Annotated in this window: 13 protein-coding genes and 1 pseudogene; 8 read left to right on the top strand and 6 right to left on the bottom strand. The window is 69.6% G+C overall.

What is annotated here, in order from left to right:
* Window positions 1-266: 266 nt before the first annotated feature.
* Entirely contained in the window at window positions 267-659 is a 393-nt protein-coding gene (locus tag ACIPXB_RS25625; RefSeq protein WP_401453705.1) for a hypothetical protein, read from the bottom strand.
* Window positions 660-1,265: 606 nt separating this feature from the next.
* On the opposite strand from ACIPXB_RS25625, the gene ACIPXB_RS25620 reads away from it, so the two are divergent.
* The 5 genes and pseudogenes from ACIPXB_RS25620 to ACIPXB_RS25600 form a co-directional block, all read left to right on the top strand.
* Window positions 1,266-2,987, top strand: coding sequence for a transposase (locus ACIPXB_RS25620; RefSeq protein WP_401453720.1), 1,722 nt, complete (start codon window positions 1,266-1,268; stop codon window positions 2,985-2,987).
* A 159-nt stretch (window positions 2,988-3,146) separates the two neighbouring features.
* On the top strand, window positions 3,147-4,349 hold the full coding sequence (locus ACIPXB_RS25615; RefSeq protein ID WP_401453704.1) for an NAD(P)/FAD-dependent oxidoreductase: 1,203 nt from the start codon (window positions 3,147-3,149) through the stop codon (window positions 4,347-4,349).
* A gap of 118 nt (window positions 4,350-4,467) precedes the next feature.
* Complete coding sequence (locus ACIPXB_RS25610) at window positions 4,468-5,562, top strand: ABC transporter permease (protein WP_401453703.1); 1,095 nt, start codon at window positions 4,468-4,470, stop codon at window positions 5,560-5,562.
* A gap of 10 nt (window positions 5,563-5,572) precedes the next feature.
* On the top strand, window positions 5,573-6,529 hold the full coding sequence (locus tag ACIPXB_RS25605) for a sigma-70 family RNA polymerase sigma factor (RefSeq protein ID WP_401453702.1): 957 nt from the start codon (window positions 5,573-5,575) through the stop codon (window positions 6,527-6,529).
* A gap of 220 nt (window positions 6,530-6,749) precedes the next feature.
* Window positions 6,750-9,776 (top strand): annotated as a pseudogene (locus ACIPXB_RS25600) (Tn3 family transposase); the annotation flags it as partial.
* 10 nt (window positions 9,777-9,786) lie between these two features.
* Here the strand turns inward: ACIPXB_RS25600 and ACIPXB_RS25595 are convergent.
* Window positions 9,787-10,200, bottom strand: a complete 414-nt coding sequence (locus ACIPXB_RS25595; RefSeq protein WP_401453701.1) for a MerR family transcriptional regulator — start codon at window positions 10,198-10,200, stop codon at window positions 9,787-9,789.
* Window positions 10,201-10,630: 430 nt separating this feature from the next.
* Between ACIPXB_RS25595 and ACIPXB_RS25590 the strand changes: the two genes are divergently transcribed.
* On the top strand, window positions 10,631-12,118 hold the full coding sequence (locus ACIPXB_RS25590; protein ID WP_401453719.1) for a SulP family inorganic anion transporter: 1,488 nt from the start codon (window positions 10,631-10,633) through the stop codon (window positions 12,116-12,118).
* Between the two features lie 90 nt (window positions 12,119-12,208).
* Here the strand turns inward: ACIPXB_RS25590 and ACIPXB_RS25585 are convergent, their stop codons facing one another.
* Both ACIPXB_RS25585 and ACIPXB_RS25580 read right to left on the bottom strand, forming a co-directional pair.
* Window positions 12,209-12,526, bottom strand: coding sequence for a site-specific integrase (locus ACIPXB_RS25585; RefSeq protein WP_401453700.1), 318 nt, complete (start codon window positions 12,524-12,526; stop codon window positions 12,209-12,211).
* Between the two features lie 1,136 nt (window positions 12,527-13,662).
* On the bottom strand, window positions 13,663-13,848 hold the full coding sequence (locus ACIPXB_RS25580) for a hypothetical protein (protein WP_401453699.1): 186 nt from the start codon (window positions 13,846-13,848) through the stop codon (window positions 13,663-13,665).
* A gap of 184 nt (window positions 13,849-14,032) precedes the next feature.
* Here ACIPXB_RS25580 and ACIPXB_RS25575 point away from each other — a divergent pair, with 184 nt between their 5' ends.
* Window positions 14,033-14,227 carry a hypothetical protein gene (locus ACIPXB_RS25575; protein WP_401453698.1) on the top strand — a complete coding sequence of 65 codons (195 nt, stop codon included), beginning with the start codon at window positions 14,033-14,035 and terminating at the stop codon, window positions 14,225-14,227.
* 161 nt (window positions 14,228-14,388) lie between these two features.
* Window positions 14,389-14,868, top strand: a complete 480-nt coding sequence (locus ACIPXB_RS25570; protein WP_401453697.1) for a hypothetical protein — start codon at window positions 14,389-14,391, stop codon at window positions 14,866-14,868.
* A 313-nt stretch (window positions 14,869-15,181) separates the two neighbouring features.
* Here the strand turns inward: ACIPXB_RS25570 and ACIPXB_RS25565 are convergent, their stop codons facing one another.
* Window positions 15,182-15,958 carry a DUF4158 domain-containing protein gene (locus tag ACIPXB_RS25565; protein ID WP_401453696.1) on the bottom strand — a complete coding sequence of 259 codons (777 nt, stop codon included), beginning with the start codon at window positions 15,956-15,958 and terminating at the stop codon, window positions 15,182-15,184.
* Window positions 15,959-16,177: 219 nt separating this feature from the next.
* Window positions 16,178-17,092: an SDR family oxidoreductase gene (locus ACIPXB_RS25560; protein WP_401453695.1), complete on the bottom strand. Its 915-nt coding sequence runs from the start codon at window positions 17,090-17,092 to the stop codon at window positions 16,178-16,180.
* Between the last annotated feature and the right edge of the window lie 52 nt (window positions 17,093-17,144).

Here is a 17,144-nt window from a genome sequence, read left to right as displayed (position 1 = left end):
CGCCTCGCTGCGCTCGGCGGGGCTCGGCTTCGCCGAGCTAGGGCCGGCCCTTCGGGCCGGGGTCCTTCGCTTCGCTTCGGACTGTTCGGGTTCCGCTTCGCGGACCCGGGAGCCCCGTGCTGGGCACGGGAGGTGACCTCGTTTCACGAGGTCCGGCCCTTCGGGCCGTTGGGGTGTCCGCTTCGCTCCCACCCCGGCCCTTCCGGCTTCGCCTCCAGGCCCCGGGGGCCCGCTTCGCGGGCCAGGCCAGCAGTAGTCGGGAGGGGTCACCCGCCAGGGTCCTTGGAGCCGTCCATGGGGGTCCACGGTTCGAGCGAGTAGGCATCCCGCGGCCTGGGATCCGTGGATGCCACGAGTTCAGCCATCCTGGAGAGCCGGTACCAGTACTCCGGACTGTCACCATCACCCAGCTCGCCAAGGATCTCTCCGAGCTGGGATCCACGCCAGTGCAGGACCCGGTAACGCCACTCGTCCAGAGTGCCGGCATTGCTCAGCCAGGTATACACACACCCCGCGATGTCCGCGTCAACCATGACAAGGTCGAAGCCTGCCCGTTCCGCACCTGCCAGGCCAGGTGGGAAGGGGGCAGGCCTGTGTTCATCCCACAGCGAGCTCACAGCGGCCATGAGATCGGATTCGTGATTCATCGCCTCGATCATGACCGAACCCGCTGGAAAAGCACCCGTCATTTATCCGACCTCGTCTCCCCGAGACCTACGACTCCACGTCCAGGCTGGCCTGCCTACGGGCGGCACAAGGCATCGCACGATCCCGGGCGGTTGGGTCTGGGCTGCAGAACACCATCGCGTGCAGAACTGCCGGCTGCACCGGCCCGGGGCTTCAGCAGAGAGCAGAAGCCCCGGACAACCTGCCTGCTTCATTCTGATAGGCGGCTAGATACTGGATCTGGGCACCACATCCAGACCCCGTGCTGCTCGCGACCCTTGTCGAGGATCAGTGAAACTGCGCAATGCTCAACCAGACTGCGCGGCCGGACCCGAGGCTAGGAGCTCCGCAGGTCAGACGACTGACAGCTCCGTGTCCTGCGCAGAATCAGTGAGCCACCCCAGCAGCCAGCCCGCTCACTCGAACTACACAACCCAGCTCAGGGGCATGACGACTGCTCAGTTTCACTGACCAGCGACACTTCGCAGGGGCTGAGTATCCGCAGCACCCTGTCCGACAAGAACGTCATTGCTTGTCACCGCGAAGGCCGCAATGACCTGTCACCATGACAGCCCTACAACGCCACGGACGTGGTGCCGATGGACGGCGTGGTGCGTAGGGACTGGCGCGAGGCGGTCGTCGACGACAAGGGCAAGGTCGAGCGCATCCCCTACGAGCTGTGCGTCCTGGTCTCCCTGCGTGACGCGGTCCGCCGCCGCGAGATCTACGTCGAGGGCGCCGCCCGCCGGCGAAACCCGGAGGAAGACCTGCCAGGCGACTTCGAGGCCACCCGCGCCGTGCACTACGCCGCGATCCGCCAGCCGCTGAACCCGAGGGCGTTCATCGCAGACCTGTGGAAGCGCATGACCGCGGGCCTGGACCGGCTCTCCGCCTCACTCGCGGGCGGCTCGGCGGGCGGGGTGAAGGTCACCACCCGCAAGGGCGAGCCGTGGATCACCGTGCCGAAGCTGGAGCCGCTGGACGAGCCCACCGGCCTCCAGGCGCTGAAGGACGAGGTCGTACGACGCTGGGGAGTCCTCGACCTGCTGGACGTGCTGAAGAACTCCGACTTCCTGACCGGCTTCACCGAGGAGTTCTCCTCGGTGGCCGCCTACGAGCGCATCGACCGGCACGTCCTCCAGCGCCGTCTCCTGCTGGCGCTTTTCGCGCTCGGCACGAACATGGGCATCCGCGCGATCGTCGCGACCGGCGAGCACGCCGAGAGCGAGGCAGCCCTGCGGCACGTCCGCCGGCACTTCATCACCGTCGACAACCTTCGGGCCGCCGTCACCAGGCTGGTGAACGCCACCTTCGCCGCCCGCGACACCACATGGTGGGGCCGCGGCACCGCATGCGCGTCGGACTCGAAGGAGTTCGGGTCCTGGTCCTCGAACTTCATGACCGAGTACCACGCCCGCTACGGCGGCAACGGCGTGATGATCTACTGGCACGTCGAGCGGAAGAACCTCTGCATCTACTCCCAGCTCAAAAGCTGTTCGTCGTCCGAGGTCGCCGCGATGATCGAGGGCCTGCTGCGGCACTGCACCGACGCCGAGATCGAGTCCAACTATGTCGACACTCACGGCGCCTCGGTGGTTGGGTTCGCCTTCACTGAGCTGCTCAACTTCCGGCTGCTGCCAAGACTGAAGAACATCGGCAGCATCCGCCTGTACCGCCCGGACGACGCCCCGCCCGGCTGGCCCGCCCTCGGCGCATCGCTGACCCGGCCGATCCGCTGGGAACTGATCGAGCAGCAGTACGATCAGATGGTCAAGTACGCCACCGCGCTCCGCCTGGGGGCTGCGGAGGCCGAGCAGGTGCTGCGGCGCTTCACCCGCGGCGGCCCCAAACGCCCCACCTACCAGGCCCTCGAAGAACTCGGCCGCGCGGTGCGCACGGTCTTCGCCTGCGACTACCTCGCCAGCCCCGGCCTGCGCCGGGAGATCCACGGCGGGCTCCAGGTCGTGGTGAACTGGAACAGCGCCAACACCGTGCTGCACTACGGCAAGGACGGAGCCCTGACCGGCCCCGACAAGGAGCACGCAGAGACCTCGATGCTCGCCCTGTACCTGCTCCAGTCCGCGCTCGTGCACGTCAACACCCTGCTGGTGCAGCAGGTCCTGGCCGAACCAGCCTGGTCGAAGAAGCTCAGCGACGAGGATCGACGCGGCCTGACCGCGCTGTTCTGGTCCAATGTCAACCCGTACGGAACCTTCCGCCTGGACATGGACGCCCGGATCGACCTGGGGCCGGTTGCCGTCGTGCCGCACCCTCGCACGTCTGCCGGCGCCGCCGACCGATCACGCACGCGGACACGCTGAGGGATTTCCGGGCTTCGTCGACCACGCGGCCGGCCCCGCGAACCGGCCTCATAGCACCCACTGCCACTCCGTGACCCACGTCACATCCGGTTCCTGTCAGGAATCGGGTCGCTGTCCCGCTCAAGTCACCGAAGGCAAGCGAATCGACAGGAGCGAGACATGAAGCACCGCATCGTCGTCCTCGGCGCCGGCTACGCCGGGGCCTACGTGGCCGGGACCCTGGCCCGTCGGCTGTCGCCGGCGGACACCGAGATCACCGTGGTCAACGCCGAGCCGGACTTCGTCCAGCGGCTGCGGCTGCACCAGCTCGCGGCCGGCCAGGAGATCGAGGCCCCACAGCTCGCCGACGTCTTCGCGGGCACGGCGGTACGGCTGCGCCGGGCCCGTGTCACCACCGTCGACCCCGAGCGCCAGGTCGTCGCCGTGGCCGATGCCGACGGCGGCGGCGAGCTCGGCTACGACACGCTCCTCTACGCGCTCGGCAGCCACGGCGCGGACCACAGTGTCCCCGGCGTGGCCGAGCACGCCCTCGACGTTGCCACCCGGCCCTCCGCGCTGCGCCTGCGCGAGCGCCTGGACAGCCTGAGCAAGCGGGACGCAGGCGGGAGCGTCCTGGTCGTCGGCGACGGGCTGACCGGCATCGAGACCGCCACCGAGATCGCCGAATCCCGGCCTGGCCTGTCGGTGACGCTGGTCGCACGCGCCGAGCTGGGCGCCCCGCTCTCCGCCGGAGCCCGCAGCCACCTGCGCCAGACCTGTGACCGGCTGCGCATCACGGTCTTGGAACACACCAGCATCGAAGCCGTCGAAACGGCGCGGGTGCTGTGCGCCGACGGCACCGCCCTGGCCTCCGACGCCACCGTGTGGACGGCCGGGTTCGCGGTCAGCCCCATCGCCGCCGCGAGCGGGCTGGAGGTCACCGAGGACGGCCGGATCGTCGTCGACCGCACCATGCGGTCGGTCTCGCACCCGAACGTCTACGCCGCCGGCGACAGCGCCTACGCCATCGGCGACAACGGCCAGCCGCTGCCGATGTCCTGCGCCTCGGCCGGCTACACCGGCCGTCAGGCCACGGACGCGATCGTGGGACGCCTGACCGGGCGCGAGATCGCCAACACCAAGCTGGAGTACGTCGGGAACCACATCAGCCTCGGGCGGCGGGACGGGATCCTGCAGATGGTCGACGACCAGGGGCAGGCGAAGCCCAAGTACATGGGTGGCCGGAAGGCCGCACGGATCAAGGCGGGCATCGTCAGGATGTCCCTGTGGGCCACCGAGCACCCGACCTTCGGCCTGCCCAAGCGCAAGCACCCCCTGGTCGCCGCGCCGGACGCGTCCCCCGCCGAGAAGGCGATCGCGTAGCCGCGCCCTCCACCTCACTGGTCAATACGGCAATCCACCCGGGCTCGGGCCGTGTTCCGGCGTCGGATCCGAAACCCCCGCTCCCCGGTGATGAACTCCCTCCTCCGAAGGAGAAGCCATGTCCGCTCAGGCCGCGCCCGCAGCCGACGCGTCGCCCTCCCCCTGGCCGACCGTGGTCAGGGCGGTCGCCTTGCTCACGGTGACCATCAGCCTGCTGCTCACCGCCTTCGCCTGGCCGTCGGTGCGCTCATCGGTGCATGACGTGCCGATCGCCGTCGCCGGGCCCGCTGCCGCCGTCAAGCGGATCACTCCCGTACTCGATCAACGGCTTCCCGACGGCTTCAAGGTCACCGAGGTCGCCGATACCGCCGCCGCCGAACAGCTGATCCGCGACCGCAAGGTGTACGGGGCGATCGACCTGAGCTCCGGCACCCCACAGGTCATCACCGCATCAGCCGGGAGTACCGCCGTCGCCCAGACCCTGAACACCATCGCGACTGGCCTCAGCCAGGCCCCGGGACCCGGCACCGCTGTCGCCGCCCGCGACCTCGTACCGCTGCCGGCCGAAGACCCGCGCGGCGCCGGACTGGCCGCCGGAGCCCTACCGCTGGTCATGGGCGGCCTGCTCGCCGCCCCGCTGCTGACCAGGCTCGTCCACGGCAGCGTCCACCGCGTCACCGGAGCGCTCTCCTTCGCCCTCACCGGCGGACTTGCCGCTGCAGCGATCCTGCAGTTCTGGCTCAGCTCACTCGACGGTTCCTACTGGGCCAACTCCGGCGCCATCGCCCTGACCGTCGCGGCCACCTCGCTGACCATCATGGGCCTCGAGTCACTGCTCGGGTACGCCGGCTTCGGCCTCGGCGCCGCCACCATGATGCTCATAGGCAACCCCCTCTCGGGCACCGCGACCGCACCCGAGATGCTGCCCGGCTGGTCCGGCACCCTCGGCCAACTGCTACCGCCCGGGGCCGGCGGCCGGCTGCTGCGCTCCACCGCCTTCTTCGACGGCCACGGCGCCACCGCCGCCGCCACCGTCCTGGCGACATGGTTCACGCTCGGTCTGGCACTGTGCCTGGCCGGCAACCTCCGCCGCCGTTCCACCGCCACGGTCGTAGACCCCGCAGCACGGCCGGCCCTGCCCGTGACGGTCTGCCCCCCACAGCACTTGCCGACCGTGGGAGGTGCCCGCACCACGGGAAACGGAGCGTCTTAGGGTGGCCCGCATGGACAGCACCGCCGCGGATCTCTTCGACACAAGCCGGTTCGAGGCCAGCCGCAGCCGGCTGGCCTCGCTGGCGTACCGGCTGCTGGGCTCCGCCACCGACGCCGAAGACGCGGTGCAGGATGCGTTCTTGCACTGGCAGGCCGCGGACCGGCAGCGGATCAAGGTGCCGGAGGCGTGGCTGACCAAGGTCGTCACCAACCTGTGCCTGGACCGGCTCCGATCGGCACAAGCCCGCCGCGAACGCACTGCCGGTGCCTGGCTGCCCGAACCGCTCCTCGACGGCGACCCGATGCTCGGCCCGGCCGACACCTTCGAGCAGCGGGAATCGGTCTCCCTGGCCCTGCTGACGCTCATGGAGCGCCTGTCCCCCGTCGAACGGGCCGTCTACGTCCTGCGCGAGGCGTTCGCCTACGGCCACGCCGAGGTCGCCGAGATCCTCGACATCACCGAGTCCGCGAGCCAGCAGCACCTCCACCGGGCCCGGCGCCGCATCACCGCCGCCCGCAGCGGTGACGCCGAAGTCGACCCCGCATCCGCCCGCAGGATCGTCGAGGAATTCCTCGCCGCCGCCACCTCAGGCCGCACCGAACGGCTGGTGGCGCTGCTCACCGACGACGCGACCGCGGTCTCCGACGGCGCCGGTGGCCTGGCCACGACGCTGCTGCGGTACGACACTCCGCAGCGCATCGCAGCCGTCGTACGGGCCGGCTTCAAACCCACAGACGCGAAGCGGCGCATGGCCGGTGGCACGCCGGCCATCCACTACGCGCTCGTCAACGGCGCCCCGGCCATCCTCTTCGTGGTCGGCGACCAGGTTGTCGGCTCCACGATGTTCGACATCATCCACGGCAAGATCGCAACCATGCACGGCATCGCCGCCCCCAACCGCCTTGCCCGTCTCACTGAAGCCTGGCGGCAGCACGAACCGGACGCGCCGCTCATCGCCCAGTGGTGACCCAGCCGCCCCCGGCCAGGCCCAGCACCCGTGCTGGCCGGGTGAGCCAGCCGACCGGGTGCCAAGGAGCGCAACGGCCTTCCCGGCCCTGTTCTCGTATAGCTACGGCCAGGTGGCGTGTAGCGCTGAGTGACGGCCCGGGGCTGTCGTTTCCCTCCTCCGATCGTCTCGTTGAGCTGAACGAGTGATCGCGGTGGGGTGAGCGCGGGTACGGCAGGACTGGGAGCCGGAGGACCTCATCGAGGTCTGGACGCTGCTCGAAGACGACATGAAGCGGGTGCGGAACAAGTCCGGGGCGACCCGGCTCGGGTTCGCGTTGTTGCTGAAGTTCTTCGAGGTGGAGGCCCGGTTTCCGGAGTCGGCCAAGGAGGTGCCGGCCGCCGCGGTGGAGTACGTGGCTCAGCAGGTGAAGGTGCCGGCCGAGGCGTGGGGTACCTACGACTGGCTGGGTGACCGGATCAAGCGGCACCGCAAGGAGATTCGGGCGGCGTACGGGTTCCGGGCGAACACCGAGGAGGACCAGGACCGGCTGGCCGCGTGGCTGGCGACCGAGTTGTGTCCGGTGGAGCTGTCGCGGGACCGGCTCGCGGCCGCGGTGGTGGCCCGGTGCCGCAACGACTGCATCGAGCCGCCTGCGCCGGGGCAGGTACGGCGGCTGGTCGGCAAGGCGGTCAAGGACTTCGAGAAGCGGTTCTGCCGCAGCACGCTGGACCGGCTCAGCCACGCGACCCGCTCGCGGCTGGAGGACCTGGTCGCGGGCGACGGAACCGACGAGGGCGCCGACGGTGACGGCGCGACGGTCGGGGGCGGGCGGTCGCACTTCGCCGAGCTGAAGACGGACCCGGGGGCGCCGGGGTTGGAGAGCCTGCTGGCCGAGGTGAACAAGTTGGAGCGTGTGCGGCGGCTGGAGTTGCCCGCGGGCCTGTTCGCGGACGTGTCGGAGAAGCTGGTGGACGCCTGGCGGGCGCGGGCATCGAAGGAGTACCCGGCGAACCTGGAGCGGATGAAGCCGCCGCGGCGCCTCACGCTGCTGGCCACGCTGTGCCATGTGCGGCAGACGGAGATCACCGATTCGCTGGTGGACCTGTTCATCCAGCTCGTGCTGAAGATCAACACGCGGGCGGAGCGGAAGGTCGAGAAGGAGCTGGGGGCGGAGCTGAGGAAGGTCCGTGGCAAGGAGGCGATGCTGCTGCGGGTGGCAGAGGCGGCGCTGTCGGAGCCGTCCGGCACGGTGCAGTGGGTGATCTTCCCGGTGGTCGGCGGGGAGAAGACGCTCAAGGCCCTGGCCGCGGAGGCCGCGGCGAACGAGGCCCGCTACAAGGCCCGGGTCCGCACGGTGCTGCGGTCGTCGTACTCGGCGCACTGGCGGCGGATGCTCGCGCCGCTGCTGAAGGCGCTGGAGCTGGAGTGCAACAACACCGCCTACCGGCCGGTGATGGACGCGATCGACCTGCTGGGGCGGTACCTGGAGCAGCCGCTGAAGGAGGGCGCGTTCTTCGACCCGGCGGAGACGGTGCCGCTGGACGGGGTGGTCCCGGAGCAGTGGAGGGCGGCGGTCGTCGACGACAAGGGCCGGGTCGAGCGCATCCCGTACGAGCTGTGCGTGCTCGTCGCGCTGCGGGACGCGTTGCGCCGGCGGGAGATCTGGGTGGTGGGCGCGAACCGGTGGCGCAACCCGGAGGACGACCTGCCCGCCGACTTCGGGGACAACCGGGACGTGCACTACGCGGCCCTGGGCCAGCCGCAGGACGCCGGTGAGTTCATCACCGCGCTGAAGGGCAGACTGCGGGCGTCGCTGGACCGCTTCGACCGCACCCTGGCCGAGGGCACCACGGGCGGGGTGGCGATCGTGAAGAAGCACGGCGAGCCGTGGATCCGGGTGTCCCCGCGCGGCAAGCAGGACGAGCCGGAGTCCCTGGTGGCGATCAAGGCGGAGATCGAACGGCGCTGGGGCACGATCGACCTGCTGGACATCTTGAAGTACGCCGAGTTCGACACGGACTTCATCGCCGAGTTCACCTCGGTCGCCACCCGCGAGAACCTGTCCAAGGACGTGCTGCGGCGCCGGCTGCTGCTGGTGCTGTTCGGCCTGGGTACCAACATGGGCATCAAGCGGGTCACGGTGACCGGCAAGCACGGCGAGTCCGAGGCGACGCTGCGCAGGGTGCGGCACCTGTTCGTCAACCGGGCCAACATGCGCGCCGCCCTGCGCAAGCTGGTGAACGCCACCTTCGCAGCCCGGGACGAGACGTGGTGGGGCACCGGCACCGCGTGCGCGTCCGACAGCCGTAAGTTCGCCGCCTGGTCCTCGAACCTGATGACCGAGTGGCACCAGCGCTACCGCGGCCCCGGCGTGATGATCTACTGGCACGTCGAGCGGAACTCGGTGTGCATCCACTCCCAGCTGAAGTCCTGTTCGGCTTCCGAGGTCGCCTCGATGATCGAGGGCGTGCTGCGGCACTGCACCGACATGGAGGTGGACCGGCAGTGCACCGACACCCACGGCGCGTCCATCGTCGGCTTCGCCTTCGCCCACATGCTCGACTTCAAGCTGATGCCGAGGCTGAAGAACATCGGCTCCGCCCGGCTGTACCGGCCTGCCGCGGGCGAGGACGACTGCTGGCCGCAGCTGGCGCCGGTGCTGTCCACCAAGACGATCAACTGGGACCTGATCCGCCAGCAGTACGACCAGATCGTGAAGTACACCACCGCCCTGCGGCTGGGCACCGCCGAGGCCGAGCAGGTCCTGCGCCGCTTCACCCGCGGCGGGCCGAAGCACCCCACCTACCAGGCCATCGAGGAACTCGGTCGGGCGGTGCGTACGGCGTTCGTCTGCGACTACCTGGCCGACGTCGAACTGCGCCAGGAGATCCACGAGGGCTTGCAGGTCGTGGAGAACTGGAACTCGGCGAACAAGGACCTCTTCTACGGCAAGGACGGCGACCTGGCCGGGTCGGACAAGGAGTCCCAGGAGGTGTCCATGCTCGCCCTGCACCCGCTCCAGTCCGCCCTCGTGCACGTCAACACGCTGCTGATCCAGCAGGTCCTGGCTGATCCGAAGTGGGCCGACACGCTCACCGACGCCGACCGGCGGGCCCTGTCCCCGCTGTTCTGGACGCACGTGAACCCCTACGGCCGGTTCGAGCTGGACATGAACAGCCGCGTGGAACCGGACCTGACCACCCCGTCCGCGACCATGCCCGGGACGCGCCGCCCGCAGGACGAGGCGGTACCGGCCGGGAGGTGACGCCGCGGTTCTAGGCGCGGGCGGCCGGGGCGTTCTGCTCCAGGCGGGCGCCCAGGGTGGCGGCGAAGTCCTCGGCGCGGGCCAGCTGGATGCGCAGCCTCTCCACCTGCTCGGTGGCGGCCTGCTGGTAGGTCCGTACGCGTTCCAGGAGGGCTTCGTGCTCGCCGGTGTCGAGGCCGGTGCCGGCGTCGAGGCGGTCGGTGGCGTCGAGAAGGTCGCGCATCTGGTCCAGGGTGAAGCCGAGGGGCTTCATGCGGCGGATGACCATGAGGCGGGCGACGTCGGCTTCGGTGTAGAGACGGAAGCCGCCCTGCGAGCGGGCGGACGGGACGACCAGGCCAGTCTCCTCGTAGTGCCGGATGGTGCGCAGGGACAGCTCCGTGCGCGCGGCGACCTCGCCGATCTGCATGTGCTTGCCGTCCACGCGGTGGTCCTCTGGCCCTTCTGGTCGTCGGCGTTCTCGGCCCGGGTGGGCACCGCCGATCTCTACTCTAACGTTAGGGTAGAGTTTCTGGTGGTGAGGGTGGCGTGCCGCTGCCTTGCCGATGCCGCATCGGGGCCGATGGCGCCCCCGGTGAAGATCCGATTGTTGCAGGAGAGAAGCGTGCGCGAGCCCAAGAAGCCCGGCGCCGCCGCCTGCCCGCCGTGAGGCTTTGCCCCCGGACGTGAGGTAGGGCCCCGCCCTTGCGCAGGCCCCGACCCGTCCGTCCTCGACGTCCGGCTCCGCACTTCACGGGGCCGCCCGCGGGGTGCCGGCCCGGCCCCTGCGCGTCCTTCCCGCACGCCTCGGCCTGCCGTAGGGGTGTGCCCGAGCACGACAGGTTCTCTCTCCCTTGTCTTCTGCTGCCACTGCTGTGTCCCCGGCCGCGCGCCTGCGCGGCCTGAAGCCCGACTGGATCTCCGACCCGAAGGTCTGGCGCACCGAGGTCCTCGCAGGCCTCGTCGTCGCCCTAGCGCTGATCCCCGAGGCGATCTCGTTCTCGATCATCGCCGGCGTCGACCCGGCGATCGGCCTGTTCGCCTCCTTCACGATGGCCGTCGTCATCTCGATCGTCGGCGGCAGGCGGGCGATGATCTCCGCAGCCACCGGCGCCATCGCCCTCGTCATCGCCCCACTCAACCGTGAGCACGGCCTGGGCCACCTGATCGCCGCCGTCATCCTGGCCGGCGTCTTCCAGGTGATCCTGGGCGCGGTCGGGGTGGCGAAGCTGATGCGGTTCATCCCGCGCTCGGTGATGGTCGGCTTCGTCAACGCCCTCGCGATCCTGATCTTCATGGCCCAGGTCCCCGAGATGACCGACGTCCCGTGGGCCGTGTACCCGCTGATCATCGGCGGTCTCGCGCTGATGGTGTTCTTCCCGAAGATCACCACCGTGATCCCGGCGCCGCTGGTCTCCATCGTGATCCTGACCGTGATCACGGTCGGCGCGGCCATCGCGGTGCCGACCGTCGGCGCCAAGGGCGCCCTGCCGTCGTCCCTGCCGGTGCCGGGCCTGCCGGACGTGCCGTTCACCTTGGACACCCTGACGACGATCGCCCCGTACGCGTTCGCCATGGCGCTGGTCGGCCTGATGGAGTCGCTGATGACCGCCAAGCTCGTCGACGACATCACCGACAGCCACTCCAACAAGACCCGCGAGTCCATCGGCCAGGGCATCGCCAACATCGTCACCGGCTTCTTCGGCGGCATGGGCGGCTGCGCCATGATCGGCCAGACGATGATCAACGTGAAGGTCTCCGGCGCCCGCACCCGCCTGTCCACCTTCCTCGCCGGTGCGTTCCTGATGGTGCTGTGCATCGTCTTCGGGCCGGTCGTCTCCGACATCCCCATGGCCGCCCTGGTCGCCGTCATGATCATGGTGTCGTTCGCGACCTTCGACTGGCACTCCATCGCCCCCAAGACGCTTCGACGGATGCCCGCCGGGGAGATCGCCGTCATGGTCATCACCGTCGCCTGCGTGGTCACCACCCACAACCTCGCCATCGGCGTCGTCGTCGGCTCCATCGCCGCCATGGTCGTCTTCGCGAAGCGCGTGGCCCACCTCGCCGAGGTCACCGCCGTGGTCGACCCCGACGGCACGACGGTGGTCTACCGGGTCACCGGCGAGCTGTTCTTCGCCTCCTCCAACGACCTCGTCGGCCAGTTCAACTACGCCACCGACCCCGACAAGGTCGTCATCGACCTGTCCACTGCCCACATCTGGGACGCCTCCTCCGTGGCCGCCCTGGACGCGATCGAGACCAAGTACGCCCAGCGCGGCAAGACCGTCGAGATCACCGGGCTGAACGACCCGAGCGCCGACCTCCACGGCAAGCTCACCGGCGAACTCACCAGCCACTGACACGCACGCGAACAGCGAGAGGACCCCGGCCAGGTGCCGGGGTCCTCTCGCTGTTCTGCGGTGCAGGTTCTGCGGTGCAGGTTCGGCGGCTCAGCCTCGGCGGCGGGCAGCAGGGTCGCGTTCGGCGACGTGCCGGGCGACGGCGTCGACGCCGGGGCGGGCGTACCGCTCCAAGGAGCGGACCGAGGCATGCCGGGAGCGGGCCAGCAGCATCGGGGTGGAGGTGCTGCCCTCGGCGTCGTGGGTGAGCGCGGAGTGCCGCAGCCGGTGCAGCGTCCAGCCGTCCAGGTCTTCGACGTCGTCCGGGCAGGCCAGCGGGTTGGCCAGCAGCCTCGTGTTCGCCTCGAAGATCTCCTCTGCCCTCCGGTAGGAGAGCCGGGCCCGGCCGGTCTCCGCGCACACGTCCAACGACGGGTTCCGGCCGGGGCCCTGCGGCCGGTGAGGAACAGCGGGCCGCGGGTGCGGCGGGCGATGAGGCGGGGCAGCAGCTGGGCGGTGCCGGACTGCCAGTGGATCCACTCCGTCGCCCCGCCCTTCGCGGTGATCTTCCCGCGCTTGTCCTGCGGGTAGAGGTCCTCCACGTTCAGGCACAGCGCCTCGTCGGCGCGGGCCGCAGACTCGTAGAGCATCTTCCACAGGGTCTTCTCCCGCAGGGCGACGTCCAGGCGCCACAGGGCGGCGATCTGGTTCTGGGCCAGGGCCTTGGTGCGGTCCGGCGGGGCCGGCCGCCGCTCGATGCCGATCGTCGGATCGCCTTCGATCCAGCCCTGGCGCTGCCACCAGCCGATCGCCTTGCGGGTGATGGACAGCTCCCGGTTGACCGTGTCGGCGTCCATCTCGTCCGCCCGGGCCGCCGCCAGCTCGGCCAGCACCTCCGGCAGCGCCGGATCGTCGATCGCGGCGACCGGAAAGACCGGCGGCTTCGCGCCCCGGCGGGCCGGTCCCGTCGGGGCGGGCTCGCCAGCGAGCATCCATCCCCACGTCGTGAGCGAGATCCGGTAGATCCGCGCGGAGGACTTCGCGATGCCCGCCCCGGCGAGGTACCGCTCGACCGCCGCGGTGTACGACGCCGGAGGGGCGGACAGGGGCACCACCCGGGCGCGCGGCAGTCGAAGCGCACCCCCGCCCCCGAGTTCGGTCACTGGCTCGATGGTCACGCCCGCCCCGCCCCTCCGGTACTGCCGCAGTAAATGCGTACACCTCGCCCCGGCGGCCGGAACGTCCCACCGCAGGTCGTGAAGATCACCGTAGAGGCCCCGCCGCAGTAAATCCGGAATTTACTGCGGCACTACCCTGACGAACACCCGGCACCGAAAGTCCGATAAGCAGACCTCGAAACGGAACAGCCGCTACCGCCAACCGCTGCACGGCCGGCTTTCGTACACACCCCGGACCTGAGCATCACGCAGTGCTACACGCCACCTGGCCGTGGCTATACGAGAACAGGGTCGAATCCACGGGCAGACCCCCCCTTGCCCGCCATGGAACCCTCGCGGGTCAAGGGGTTGCCCTCCTGTGCTTCGCAGGCTTGCCCAACGGGTGCGTCAGCTGCGGGGCCCCTCCCCCAGCGGCCGGCGCCCGGACGGAGCGGAGTTCTTCGACGCCGGCACCGACGGGCGGAACTCATCCAGGGCGCGCTCTGCGGCGGTCCACCGGGAGGCCGACAACGCCTCCTGGGCTACGACGGCGGGGACCGGTCCGTGCCCGAGCGGGCGGCGCGTGGTGCTCATCACCGAAGTTTCGCAGGAAGAGTGACGAACCGTTCGGGGAGGGGCAGAGGGCTCCGTTGTTTAGCCCGACCTGGTTCGAACAAGCTCCCATGTCCCCTGCTCACAGGCTGTCCACTTTTTCGAAGTCGGTTCTCCGAACCAACAGAGCATGGATTCACGAGTCCTTGGACGAGACAGTGATCGAGTGAAGATTCCACCCCACTACATCCTTGGCGCCATCGTCGTCGGCCTCCTCGCCGCGCTGATCTCCATGGTCCTGTCCCAAGTTGGTCATGACCCCCTCGTCAGTGCGATCCGCATGGCCGGGAGCACATTCGGAGTCACCACGACGCTCGCCCTCCTGATCGCTGGCCTCTGGCCCGGGACGAGGTTGTCGTGAATCCGTACTGGACAGGAGGTATGTGCGTCGAGCCCTCGCATCACGAGGGTGACGACCCCTGGTATGAGGAAGCACTGGTACGAGTCGCGGGCAGGCTCTTTCCTCCTCGGTTTCGCATCAGCATGTGGTGCGCAGCTACAGAGATCGAGATGTGCATCGCCGTGACCATCGAGGAGGGCGGGTTCACCGAACCGGAGAACGCCATCTCCGTCACCGGCATCTCCTCCGGCGTGGAGAAGGATCGCGTACGAGCAGCCGCCCGCAAGCTCGCACTGCCCCTCGCGCTGGCAACGATGCCGGACGTCGCCTTCGAACAGACACCACACGGCTGGAAGTGGGTGGTCGACGGCTGGTCGCCCGGCAGCACGATGCTCACAGGCTTGACCGACAAGGACCAGATCGCGCTGCTGGAGGAGCTACGGCGACGCTGCGGACCAAAGTGGTGGTCGATCTACCTGCCTCGAGTCAGGAGGACTGCGGACATCGTGTGGGAAGCACCCACACACTGGTCCACACAGCGTGTGATCAAGACCTTGGTCTGTCCTGCCACTCACGTTGGACGGACGCAGGCCTACGCCGACATGAGGGCCGCACGCGAAATCGGACTGCTGCCACCCTTCGAGGACATGAAAGCGCGCTGAGCTGCATTGAATTCGCCCTGATGCCGTCACCCTGAAGATCACGACACGCTGCTCCACAACCGATCCGTTTCCGCACGCGCCGCCGACACGCCCGGGAGCCGGATTCCGAGACCAGTTCCGATGTCCAGCAAGAGTGTTCAGGAAGTCCCGCGTGCAGGAGGACGGGTGCCCCCGGCTTCTAGATTGTGACGGACAGGAGCAATTAGACCTATTAGGCCCAACGGGTCGATCAAGCTAGTGCATCACCGAGGCGCCGGTGGAGGAGCTGGTTGTCCGGCCCCGGTCCGCGACTCGCGGACCGGGGCCGCGTCGCTCAGCACAAGGCGATCTGCTCGAACGCCTTCTCCGGGACGCCGACGGCGCGGACCTGCTTGAGCTTGGATATCTCGTCCAGCAGCGAGTTGAGGCTGACGTTGCCCGGATGGGCCTTGATGTCCGAGAGCACCGACTCCACGTCGTCTTCGTCGTCCTCCGCGGTGTCTCCGCCCACCGCGGTCGCGTCGCTCTGCTCGGCGTGGTCGGCGATCAGGTCGGTGAAGACCAGCGCGTCCAGCCGGCGGGGACAGCCCTCAGCCCGCGCCAGACGGGCGGCGACCTCGTCGACGGCGCGTTCGTCGGCCTGGTACAGCGCGGAGCGGATGACCCTGTTGACCTGGGCCGCGATCGGCGGCTCGATCAGATCCTCGCGCATCTGCCGCAGCAGCTCGGCCCGCACCTGCTCCTCACAGCGTTCGTCCTGCCAGATCACGTCCACCAGCTGCGAGACGAGCTTGACCAGGTCAGTCCCGGTGCACTCGTGCCAGCCGGTCAGATCCCGCAGCTCGCTGCGGTGCCGCTTCGCGGCGCGGGAGGTGAAGTCGTAGAACCCCAGCTCGGCCGCGGCAACGCCGACCTGCTTGGCTACGTGCTCGACCGCGTCGGGCGGCAGCTCCAGACGCATCCTGGGAAAGCGGCCGCGCCAGGCCAAGAACTTGAGCTGGACGGCGAAGCCCAGTCTCGTGGCACCGGTCTTGTTCCGTAACCAGTCCGCCTCGTCGCTGGACAGGGTGAAGTGGTCCACCACCCCGTCCAGACCCAGATCCCGCCCCACTGTTCAGCCCCTTCCGTCACCCCCGCACCCGGTATCCGGGCTGGACGGTAGAGGCGGCGGTGTACAGCGGGCGTGGGTATCGGCGAAGTGCCCCGCCGGGGTGGGCGGACCTGGTAAATGCACGGCCAGGGGTCCCGGGCGGGGCCATCTCTCTCCCCACCCGGGACGCCTGGAGCGTACGGGCCGTATCAGGGCCTGGGCAGCGGCAGGCCCGCGTGGTCAGCCGCTGCTCGCTCGAACGTGGGTTTCCTGCGGGGTGGTGGTCTTCGGGTAGTGCGGGCGGAGGGCGGCCGCACTGATGCGGTCGAGCATCCGGTCCGGCAGCACCCGCGACAGTCGGGTGAGTACGGCCGCGTCGCGACCGACGGTGTAGCGCGTGCGGGGCTTCCTGGCGGTCACGGCCTTGGCGATCACCCGGGCGGCATCGTCGGCGGACTTTCCGCTCGCGGTGCCCGCGGCGGTCAGCGCGATGACCGCCTGGACCAGCGGCCCGTAGCGATCCCGCTGTTCCGGTGACATGGCCTCGGCCAGCCGGCTCGTGGTGGCGATGCCCCGGTCGCCCATCTCGGTGCGGACCCCGCCGGGCTCGACGACCACCACCCGCACGCCCAGCGGCGTCACTTCCCGGCGCAGCGCGTCGCTGACCGCCTCCAGGGCGAACTTCGTGCCCGCGTAGGGGCCGAAGGTGGCCATGGCGACCTTCCCGCCGACCGAGCTGATGTTGACCACCCGGCCACAGTGGCGCAGCAGGGCGGGCAGCAGTGCCTGGGTGACGGCGACGTGGCCGAACAGGTTGACCTCGTACAGCCGGCGCCACTCGTCCAGCGGCAGGGCCTCGACCGGGGCGTTGACGGAGATGGCGGCGTTGTTCACCAACGCCCGCAACGCACCTGTCTGCGAGCCGACGCGGGCGGCCAGCTCGGCGATGTGGTCGGGCCGGGTGATGTCGAGGATGACCGGCTCGATGCCCGGGGCGCGGAGCGCGTCGGCATCCTGGTCGCGGCGGACGCCGGCGAGGACGTGGAATCCCCGGCGGGCCAGCTCGCGGGCGGACGCCGCGCCGATCCCGGTCGAGGCTCCGGTCACGACGACGCAGCCGCGGCTTTCCAGCGCAGTTTCAGATGACGTTGTCACCTTAACAAGGGTGGACCACTCAGATGACAGTGTCAACTGTATAGTGATCGGC

This window comes from Streptomyces sp. NPDC090022 (assembly GCF_044748145.1).
Taxonomy (GTDB): domain Bacteria; phylum Actinomycetota; class Actinomycetes; order Streptomycetales; family Streptomycetaceae; genus Streptomyces.
Note: the sequence above shows the minus strand (reverse complement) of the source record. Positions and strands in the feature narration are given on the sequence as shown.